Genomic DNA, 8994 nt, shown 5'->3' on the forward strand with positions numbered 1-8994 from the left:
AACGCCGAAAATAGGAGGTAGGGGCGCAGGGACTGCGCCCAGTTAGGAGTCAGGAGTCTACTTGATTATGGATTGGAATCAGTTGAATTGCGATCTGCTGGCAGCACACTACCTGTATTAGGCGATTCTTGGGTCTGTGAACTTGAATTGGACGGATTTGGGCTAGAGGTAGATTTTGGAGTCTCGACAGACGATGCAGGGGGAGCTATATTAATTGTCGTATTTGGTGGAGTTACAGCAGGGGGTGGATTATTAGGTGTTTGTGGTCGGGGAACATCAATTTTAACATTAACATTAGGCGCACTTTGTTGAGGAGCAGGAACGATAACGGGAACACGCTCAATAGTATTCGTCTTTTCGATGATAGTTGTCTGTTTTTCTGGCTGTTGAGAAACCGCAGGAGTAGGCAAAACAATTACCTTTGTGGTAGCAGGCTGTCGCCCCCAAAAGAAATAAACAAGTCCACTAAATCCTAGTACAGCGGCGATAAAGAAACCAAGGATTAAACCGCCAGCAGTATTATTTTGATCACGAATTGTTTGGACTTCGTTCTGAACACGGCGTTTAGATGTATTGCCATCAACGTAACCATCGCCATAGGATTGTTTCTTCTCCTGGTTTAGATTATCTTCACTGTTATGAGAATTGGGATTTTTGGGGTTATTCATAAGATACTTGATAAGTGGAAAATAAGCGTGTAAGTAATTATAACAGTGGCAAATTTACTGCCAGATTTAACAGTTTTGTCTTGCAGTATTAGTTATTTTTAAGAAAAATATCTGCCATTCATTCTGTGCCAAACAAATACAGCGATAACAGCACCAATCACAGCAATGAAAACTCCAGAAGGAGTGAGAGTAGAACCAACCAGAACAAACTTTCCAGTCGTGATAAAATTGGCTAATGTACCACCAACAAATGCACCAATTATGCCTAGAAACAGAGTTCCTAGAATGCCGCTGCCTCTAGCAGCCGGATCAAGTGCCTTAGCGATCGCACCTGCAATTAAACCTAATATGATCCAAGTAACAAGAGTCATAGTAACTAAAACCTTTTTGTAAGAATTCAGAAGTCAGCGGTGTAAATTTCTATTGCCAAACAAAGACTTTGGCTTCGTAAGATCCCAAGTCAGTCATAATGCCATCATCCCCAGATTCAATATCATAATTACCTGTCCACTCGTGCCATTTTCCATTGGCTGGGAAGTTAGGAATGTGATATCCTGCCAAAAAATTGTCGGAAAAATTGGCCACGACAACTATCCGAGAACCTTGATCATTCCAACGGGTGTAGGCGAAAACTTTAGCCTCTACATTTTCGTGGAAAAAATCAATATTTTCAGCGTAAAGTGCATGATTATTTTTCCGCAGCCCAATCAAGCCTTTGTAATATGTAAACAAACTACTATTCTGGTCATTGCCCATCAATTTCCAATCTATTTTGGATGATTCAGGTGTTTTGTACTTATACTCACCAAACTCTTCACCCATCCAAATTAGTGGAACACCAACTGCTGTCATCAGGAGAGCTACTCCTAACTTAATTCGCTTGAATGCTTCTTCATTAAAAATATTGCGATCGCTTAACTCGACCATCAAGTGATTGTGGTCATGGTTAGTAAGATAATTGACAACATTAGTCGCACCCATAAAGCCTTTTCGTTTGCAATCAATCACATCCTTGAGGCTTTCTAAATCAAAAGTATCGCCACAAATATGTACTTATGTACTGTAATCACGTGGCGGAAACTATCGTGCCAGCAGCCATCCATCGGACCATCAGCATTGGTGATGCTAGTTGTCTCAGGAATGTGTTCGGCTACGGTGTAAAAAGGCTTCATCCCAGCGGCTTTTTTAGCTTCCTGAACAATCCAGTGCATTAAATCATAGTTAGCAATTTGCCTGGCTGCATCGAAGCGAATACCGTCAGTATGATACTCTTCAATCCAAAAACGCACATTATCGCCGACAAACTGCCGGGCTGGGTATGTTTCCAGAGTTTCATCGTAGAGTTCGTAGTTAAACTCAGGTCCCCAGTTGTTATCAGGATCGCGGGGAGAGTGGTGATACCAGTAATCATGATCAATCTGCGTGAGAGGGGCTTCTGATTCTGAGTGGTTATAGATGCCGTCCATGATGACGCGGATACCCCGCTCATGGCATGAATCAATTAGCTGCTTTAACCCCATCGTCGAACCATAGCTAGATTCAGTAGCGAAAAAGTGGCGAGGGTTGTAGCCCCAGCTATGATCTCCCGGATATTCCTTAATCGGCATCAATTCAATGGCGTTAATGCCCAGTTCACAAAGGTGATCTAATTTTTCAATAACGTGCTGATACTTGCCACGAGCCTTAGAGTCATCCTCACCCCCAGAAAAGTCACCAACATGAAGTTCATAAATGACTAATTCACTATCTGCTGGCAGAGGTTTGTCATCGTGTTGCCAGACGTAAGTATCAATAATGCGATCGCCGTCTTTAATGCACACCACTGCATTCTGACTGGGGTTATCAATATCTGTTGCATAAGGGTCTATTACTTCTACCCATTGGTCTGGTTCAAAAAACCAGCTCCGGGATTGAACTCGAAATTTATATTGATGATTGCCGTCTGCCAATTTTACAGAGATACGGAAATAACCGTCTTTACCTTTCTCCATAGAAATTTCTTCCCAGTTGGAAAAAGATCCGATTAATGCCGCTCCTTTATTGTAAGGGGCAAATAACTTGAATTCAATTGAGTTAGTCATAGAACCTATTGAGAGTGAAAACTTGAAAAAAGCCTGATTCGTAAATTGGGTATAACGAAGTAAAATCCAACCTACAAAAAATGGTAAGGGTATTGTTATTTATTAGTTAATTTAGACAAAAGAGAAAGTCTAGATAGCCTGTTCACCATCTAGACTTGCTTGAAAATTAATCTTTAGTCAATTGTATCTTTGACTTGATCTTTCACGTTTTCAACAGAATGTTGAATTGCTGCTTCTACTTGTTTAGCTTTACCTTCTGCCTGAGTTTTTGGATCTCCAGTTATATCACCCACGGTTTCTTGGATTTTACCTTCAATATTTTTGGCAGTTGCCTTAACTTTATCTTCTAGGCTCATGATCTGTTCCTTCTTATAATATTCCTGAGTGGAATTAACAACTTTGGTTATATTAATTATCTTGACAGAGGGTAGGGTTATTTAATGAATGAATTGTATGAATTGATTGAATACGATACAAAACGTAAGAAAAACAGGTTGAAAATGCAATTTAAATAAATGATGCTAAAATTGATCAAAGTTTGTTTTGCAAGCTGAAAAATAGCAAGAAAAGCGATCGCTAAATCATGATAGAAGAACCAATTCGTATCTCCTACTTTTCTGATGTTCTCTGTGTTTGGGCGTATATTGCTCAAATTCGTCTTGATGAATTAGCAACAAATTTTCAAGACAAAATCGCCATTGAGCAGCACTTTGTCCCTATCTTTGGAAATGCCCGTGAAAAGTTAGAGAAGCGATGGTGCGAACGCGGTGGCTTCAAAGGATATAGTCATCACGTTCAGGAAGTTGTAAAAAAGTTTAATCACATCACCGTTCATCCTGATATTTGGACGGAAGCAATTCCTGCCTCATCTGCATCCTGCCATCTCTTTCTTCATGCAATCCAATTATTAGAAACCAAAGAAATTGTCCAAAAATCAGATCAGGTTTTTGAAAAAGCCATTTGGGCATTTCGATCCGCATTTTTTACCAAACTAGCGAATATCTCTGATCGCCGGGTGCAATTTGCTATTGCCGAAGAGTTAGGATTACCAATCGCCGCTATCCAAGCACAGATTGATAGTGGTGAAGCTTATGCCCAATTATCCAAGGATTTTGATTTAGTGAAAGAGCATACCGTGTCTGTTAGTCCTACCCTAATTTTTAATGAGGGAAGACAACGGCTCAACGGCAATGTAGGCTACCGCGTCATTGAAGCTAATATCCGCGAGTTGCTGCACAATCCCCCGGAAGAGCAATCCTGGTGTTAAACCTGCGGTACTAGTTCCTTTTTCGGAAGTAGCAATGTGGCTTCAATTTCTTCCCGGATTGCCGTTGTCACTTCGCAGTTACTATTCAAGCAATCAACTAGGAGTTGATTGGCATTGTAGTAGCTTTCCAGGACTTGCTGTTGCTCAGAACTAAACTGCCAGGGATATTTACTATTTCGGTGTTGAGCGATCGCACCTTTCAACTGTTCCACCCAGGCTGAATAGTTTTTCTGCCACCATTCCTGAAGCCGTTCCCGGTTTTGACTAGAAGATGGTAATTGGTCTTTAAGTTGTTGTAAAGACTTATAAAACCCAGCATCTAGAACCATCACCAGAATATTGTTGAGTGCTTCGCTACAGGCATGGGCATAGGCAAAATCTTGACTATGATCAATCGCCGATTCTAGTAGCAAACTATCTAAGGCTGCATCCAAAAACATCCCTTCATCGAGGGTGCTGGCCAAGGCTAACTTAGCCGCTGCCTGGGGTGACTGGGCAAGGGCAAGATAAAACGCTCGTGATGTGGCAACATTGGGACTTGTGGAAACTGTTTGGGATTTTTGGTTAGCCCACATCAAAAATTCTTGCAGATAGGGGTCTTGAGCAACTAAAACATCAATTTGCTGCTTCATTAACTGCACCATTGAATCAGCACTTCGCAACATAGTAGCCGTTAACAAGAAAACTTCACGCCAGTGCGAATCAGTGATGTGACTGACTAATCCTTCTAATGCTTGTTCTAATGACCGGAGATTAAGACTAGCAACGATTTTTCGAGCCGTAAAGTATTCTTGAAATGCTAGATAGGAAAACGAAAAAATTCCTCGCGCTCGTTCTGTGAGTAACCCATGTTGAGCCTCGATCTCTTTTAACATCGCTTCGCTTTCGAGTTGCAGTTCCTCTGGTTCTATAGTTGCGTTAGGCAAATTTCGTAAATAGTCCCCAATATATTGCTCAATAACCCGTTGCTCAAAAAAATACTGCCCCTGTTCAAAGGTAACAGCCGCCAGTTGATTCAGCAGCTTCAACTTTTGAGGCAATAAAAGCCCTCGATCAACATCATCCCGGCCGATGCCTTTGGATTCATCCCATTTGCCCAGCAGCAAATCCAATCCTTGTTTATAAAATTCTGTCCGTTGAGTCGGAAATTTATCCTGACCATGAAACACCGAGCAAGCCAGATGCAGAAACAGTGGTGTTACCGCCATTTGCCGATACTGCTTGTTTTCCGGCAATTCCAATTTCTGAATAAACTGAGCAGACTGCTCCTGTCCTGATTTAACAGTTGTTTTGGTCAGTGTCACAAACCACTTTTGAGCGAAAGTGATGATTTGAGCCTGGGCAAAGGGAGCAATTTCTACATCGGTAAAGCCTCGCAGTTGCAGTTTTCGGGCAGCGGTGCGGCAGGTGGCCACGAACTGATTTTTGTGATATTTTTCCGAGAATTTGCGAATCTCGCTGAGAACCGCTGTAATGTCCTGGTTTGGCACTTCATCCATAGCATCTAGCAACAGCAGGACTCGACCTGCTTGCAGTAAGCTTTCAATCTCAGCCGGGTGGGAAATTCCAGAAGTGAGAAATGTGTGATGAATGTAATTCAGAAGACTAAATTTGTTATTATCCCTGGACTCTTCAGCAAAATCTCTCAGCGCGATGAAAATCGGCACTTGATTTTTGGCAAACTCACCCCGATTACACTGAATTGCCAGATGTTGCAAAAATATGGTTTTGCCAACTCCCGGTTTACCAAGAACTCTGAGCTTCGAGTAAGTTTTAACAGCTTGTATCCCTGGTATTTGCTTCTGATTAACCTCTGCCAATCCCACGCGATCAAATTCAGCGGGTTTTAAGTTTTGTAGGTCAGCAATCTCAAACCACTGTTGACTGGCAATTTCTTCCAAAATATTCACATCTACATAGATGTCATCAATGCTGACAGGACGGCTGATATCTAATAGCTGCACGATACCACACTGGTTTTGAATGGTGTCTTGATGTTGCGATCGCACCTGTTGGACTAGACTATCAATATCTAGAGAAGCCATCTCAACCAGCCTACCGGGTTCAGGAAATTCCGCAGGTGCATTATCCGCAATCTCTCGCCAATCTAAATCTAAAATTTCACAAATTTCCATAAAAATTTGGCGATCGACAGGTTTTCCTGTAAAAAATCGCCCAATCGGCTGGCGGGTCTTTACGTTCACTTCTCCTGCCAAGTTTTCCTGTGTCCACCCCTTGATAGCAAACGCGCGTTTAGCCTGTTGAATTCCAGACAGGGAGGCCTGGAGGGATCTCTTGACCATAAAATGAACAACTTAAATAGATATTTAAAAGCACCAATCAAACAAACGTTTCTATTCTTACTCTACAGAATACTATTAATACTGACACATTAAGTTTTTTATAAAGGATTGCACAGTTATGAAAAATAGTCAATATAAGTATTAGTTTCATGCTCGAAAAATTTTGAGAACGTCTATCAAGAAACTCACACTACAGCGAGGATAAGTCTCCTGACTGATTATTTAACCATGAAACAAGTTCAAAAATAGCATAAATTTGTAGCGACCTAAAGTCACATTCCCATATTTTTAACTACTTAAATAAATCAGGTATCTTGTTTTTAAATGTAACTGATTTAGCCAAAATACTGAAATTAAATCAACAAAAAACTTATATTTAGACGCTATTTACAATTTTGTAAATACCCCTTGTGACACTATTCAAATAGTCATATTTCCTTTAAATATCTTCTCTTTACAATTTTGTAAATACCCCTTGTGACAGTATTTAAATAGTCATTTAATACGTAATTTTAAAGTGATGGTATCTGTAATATTTATAGAAATAAAGTGCCAATTTGGCTTACCAATTACTCAAAACATAGTATTCTGCATATATACGAGTATCTGTGTTTCCTATTTTTATCGTCCAATTGACTTAACCATAAAAATCCCCAGGTTTTGCCTATATTTAGGGCAAATTCAAGGGGAATAGGTTCAAAAAAAAACTATCAGGTTATAGATTCAAAAATGCTAAAAGCTAATTTATTCAGATTACCAATTGCTAGTAATTTTTGGAGATTACTAGCCTACCAATTACTCAATAGATATAGCAGATAGCAGGTAAATGAGGTACAAAATTTATGAGCAAAGCCATATACAAAGAGATATTCAACCCTGCTCTCTTCTGTGATTTTGTTAATTTAATATACACAGTCACTCAAATATTATTGCCGCTGCTAGTCAACAAACCTCATGAAAAATTAATAAAATTCTCTCAAAACCATAAATAATGTTGATATTTAATCGAAAATTTATCGCTATACTCAAATTTAGAGGGCGAGGTTATTCACTAAGACAATTTAATTTTTTATGGCACACACAATGAGATTAGTTATATAGCATTAATTTTCTTTACGAGTCAGAAATCAAAAATCAGAAATTAAGAGTTAGAAGACTGATAAATGACCATAAAAGTCTAAATTCTATTTTCTGAACTTTGAAAACTTATTAACTTTCAGTCCTACAAGATTATATCAGGGTTAGTCATGAACTACCAAGCTTCTTCTTCTCAGAACGATTTTCATAGTGCTATCACTCCTGAACAATTCAATCAGATCATTGAAGCTATTGCTGATGGTCGGTATTCTTGGGCTTGTGTGCTGATTTTGCGTTGTATTGGCTATAATCCAATTCACTATATTCCCCAACGCACCTACAGCAGATTAATTAAAGAAAACCGTCAAATCATCGCACCTGGAACATCTAATCAACAAAAAACAAATTCAGATATTCATGCCTCTGTCAATAGTTCTAATTACAGAGATTCATCTCAACTGGTAACTACAGCAGAAAGGTAGAACAACCCCGATGAAATTATTAATTGACAATTGTTTCATTCTAGGTTTAAAACATCTCCTTTAAAGGAAAAATCCTCATATTTCTAGGAAGATGTAATTGTTCCTTGTCCATTGTTTATAGTCCTAAAACCAAAATAATTTGGGATTTTGTTCCCATACTTGATCAAATTCAATGCCCTGCTTATTGGCAATATATAATAATACTATTGCTGCCGAGCGGATAGCATTATCACAATGAATCAAGATTGGTTTAGGTAATTGATTGATTACTGCGAATATCTCCAAAGAAATTTGAGGATTTAGTTCTTCAAATTTGATGGGGATATTGGCATAGCTTAAACCTAAATCCTCGGTTTGTTTCTGTTCATCTTCCCACCAGTCTTTTTCATCTGCAAACCTCAGATTGAGAATGGATTTATAACCATCATTTGCTATGTCGTGAAGTTGTTCTGGTGTAACTTGTCCGACAATTGCTAATTCTTGGGTAATCTTTCTAACAATTTCCATTAGTCTTAAAATTCCCAAAATGGATATTTCAATTTATCCCCCTGTATTCATATATAGGGGATTTTTTCACAGGTAATCGGTTATTGGTAAAATTAAATTTTTTGCCATTTCCCCAATCCCCTATTCTCTGATTCAATATTTAATGTAGATAAACAACTTGAGGAACTTGTGAGGAGGTTCTCTGTCATCAAAAATTTTAATTAATGTATATATAATAACATTTTGAATTCCCTTGTATTCCCAGATTGGGTTTTATAAGATGGGAGAAAGTATGGCTTTAGCGTAGCTATATCCGCAGGACTATACCCACCCTACAGTTATTGGGTAATTTATTTTTCCAGAATTTCTCAAGTTTGCGTTTTAAGATGAAGATAGGAATTAGAGAATTAGCCGGTAATAGGTGAGAGAAGAGTGAGAAATCCGGGTAGTCTCACGCAAAGGCGCAAAGGCGCAAAGATTAAGAGTTTCATAAATGGAATTTTTGATTTTCATTCCTGGTGTTGCTGAATTGAAGTATGAAATTGAAAAATCAAAGATTTCAAACCCTTACTCTCTGTGACTCTGCGCCTCTGCGTGAAACAAAATCATACTCTTAATCAGCAACGCCTC

The 8994-nt window shown here is 39.0% G+C and carries 7 protein-coding genes and 1 pseudogene; 2 read left to right on the forward strand and 6 right to left on the reverse strand.

The features are described from left to right. Nucleotides 1–65 precede the first annotated feature (65 nt). The 4 genes and pseudogenes from FJR38_RS10370 to FJR38_RS10385 form a co-directional block, all read right to left on the reverse strand. Nucleotides 66–668: a hypothetical protein gene (locus FJR38_RS10370; RefSeq protein ID WP_168536870.1), complete on the reverse strand. Its 603-nt coding sequence runs from the start codon at nucleotides 666–668 to the stop codon at nucleotides 66–68. Between the two features lie 98 nt (nucleotides 669–766). Then, complete coding sequence (locus tag FJR38_RS10375) at nucleotides 767–1039, reverse strand: GlsB/YeaQ/YmgE family stress response membrane protein (RefSeq protein ID WP_168536872.1); 273 nt, start codon at nucleotides 1037–1039, stop codon at nucleotides 767–769. Nucleotides 1040–1088: 49 nt separating this feature from the next. Next, a pseudogene (locus FJR38_RS10380) lies at nucleotides 1089–2749 on the reverse strand (alpha-amylase family glycosyl hydrolase). 173 nt (nucleotides 2750–2922) lie between these two features. Beyond that, complete coding sequence (locus FJR38_RS10385) at nucleotides 2923–3105, reverse strand: CsbD family protein (RefSeq protein ID WP_168536874.1); 183 nt, start codon at nucleotides 3103–3105, stop codon at nucleotides 2923–2925. A 227-nt stretch (nucleotides 3106–3332) separates the two neighbouring features. On the opposite strand from FJR38_RS10385, the gene FJR38_RS10390 reads away from it, so the two are divergent. Beyond that, nucleotides 3333–4016, forward strand: a complete 684-nt coding sequence (locus FJR38_RS10390; RefSeq protein ID WP_168536876.1) for a DsbA family protein — start codon at nucleotides 3333–3335, stop codon at nucleotides 4014–4016. On the opposite strand, the gene FJR38_RS10395 is transcribed toward FJR38_RS10390, so the two are convergent. Then, complete coding sequence (locus tag FJR38_RS10395) at nucleotides 4013–6220, reverse strand: NACHT domain-containing NTPase (protein WP_371418171.1); 2208 nt, start codon at nucleotides 6218–6220, stop codon at nucleotides 4013–4015. The two genes, FJR38_RS10390 and FJR38_RS10395, sit on opposite strands and share 4 nt — an antisense overlap. 1346 nt (nucleotides 6221–7566) lie before the next feature. On the opposite strand from FJR38_RS10395, the gene FJR38_RS10400 reads away from it, so the two are divergent. After that, nucleotides 7567–7878, forward strand: a complete 312-nt coding sequence (locus FJR38_RS10400; protein ID WP_168536880.1) for a HetP family heterocyst commitment protein — start codon at nucleotides 7567–7569, stop codon at nucleotides 7876–7878. A gap of 123 nt (nucleotides 7879–8001) precedes the next feature. On the opposite strand, the gene FJR38_RS10405 is transcribed toward FJR38_RS10400, so the two are convergent. After that, on the reverse strand, nucleotides 8002–8385 hold the full coding sequence (locus FJR38_RS10405; RefSeq protein ID WP_168536882.1) for a beta-lactamase hydrolase domain-containing protein: 384 nt from the start codon (nucleotides 8383–8385) through the stop codon (nucleotides 8002–8004). Between the last annotated feature and the right edge of the window lie 609 nt (nucleotides 8386–8994).

It is taken from the genome of Anabaena sp. UHCC 0253 (assembly GCF_009712085.1).
Taxonomy (GTDB): Bacteria; Cyanobacteriota; Cyanobacteriia; order Cyanobacteriales; family Nostocaceae; genus Dolichospermum.